This window comes from Micromonospora sp. NPDC048999 (assembly GCF_040649295.1).
Lineage (GTDB): Bacteria > Actinomycetota > Actinomycetes > Mycobacteriales > Micromonosporaceae > Micromonospora.
In genome coordinates this window covers 1-1,258 of record NZ_JBEZFI010000109.1, presented here as the reverse complement: position 1 = coordinate 1,258, position 1,258 = coordinate 1, and the positions used below count along the sequence as shown (strand labels likewise).

Here is a 1,258-nt window from a genome sequence, read left to right as displayed (position 1 = left end):
CCACCAAGTCTCGATCGTGGTGGCGAGCCGGTGGAGTTCGGGCAGGTCAGAGGCGGCGCAGCGGGTGTAGAAGCGGTGCAGCAGCCGGTGGACGTTTTCCCGGTTGGGCTGGGTGCGGGCGGTCGCGAGCAGGTCGAGCAGGTCCTCTTTCGCGTTCCACGCGATCAGGGTCGGGGCGCCGATCGCCGCGGGTAGGGCTTCGAGGGTGTCGACGAGGCGGTCGACGTGCTTGCCGGGCATGCGGGCGGCCGACCGGGTCAGCCGGTTACGCATCCGCCATTCCGGGTCGCTGCCGCGACCGCGGCGCCCCCGCTGGGTCAGGGTCATGCGGCGGCGGACCTCGGTGACCGCCCGGTTGGCCAGTTGCACGACGTGGAAGTGGTCGACGACCAGCATCGCGTGCGGTAACACCTGCCGGATCGCGGACTTGAACACGGTGCACATGTCGATCGCCACTGCCTGGACCTGCTCACGCCAGGACTGAGGGCGGGCGGTCAGCCAACCGGTCACCGCCGCCGTGTTACGGCCTTCGACCTGCGCGAGCAGCCCCTGACCACCGGACAGATCGCAGAAGCCGACGTGCCAGCGGTCCGCGGTCGTGGTCCACGAACCGGCGTGGGCGTCCCAGATCCAGTGCGGCTTGCCGCGGCGAACCTCGTCGATGCCCAGCACCGCGACCGGCTCCGGCTCGTCCGGCAACACCACGTTCGCGTGGGCGGTGAACGCGGCAGCGACGACCGGCCAGGAGATGCCGTGGTCCCGGGCGGCTTGCACGATCGTGCGACCCGCGTCGGCGACCGCCGCCCCGGCCGCCTGCCGCAGCCGGCCGGTCAACCGGGCACGGGCCGGGACCTGCGCGACCTGCTCGGTGAACGACTTACGCGGACAGGCCGGCGTCGGGCAGTACCAGCGACGTTTGCGCCAGCGCAACCGGACCATCCGGCCTCCGACTGGCAGGTCCCTCGGCCGGGTTGTGGTCCACTGCTTCACCTTCAGCGCACGTTGTCCGCACTGCGGGCAGCAGCGTGCCTGCTCACAGCCGGTGGACAGGTCCACCACCGGGACGCCGGTGGCGTCCAGCTCGACCCGCTCAGCGACCAGGCCGTCCAGGCCCAGCAGCCGGGTCGTATCGTTGACCATGCTCGCAGCTCTTCACTTGTGACCATCCGAACTAGACACTCCGATGATCACTGACGAGCTGCGAGCCCCTCACTCTCGGGTCGGCCCAGCCGCGAACCCCGCTCAAGTTCGAAGAGCC

General features: G+C 70.5%; 1 protein-coding gene. It reads right to left on the bottom strand.

The genetic code is table 11. From position 1 onward, the window contains the following. Nucleotides 1-1,140 (bottom strand): ISL3 family transposase (locus AB0C02_RS33590; RefSeq protein WP_357553243.1); only part of this gene is annotated, 1,140 nt, incomplete at its 3' end. Nucleotides 1,141-1,258: the final 118 nt, after the last annotated feature.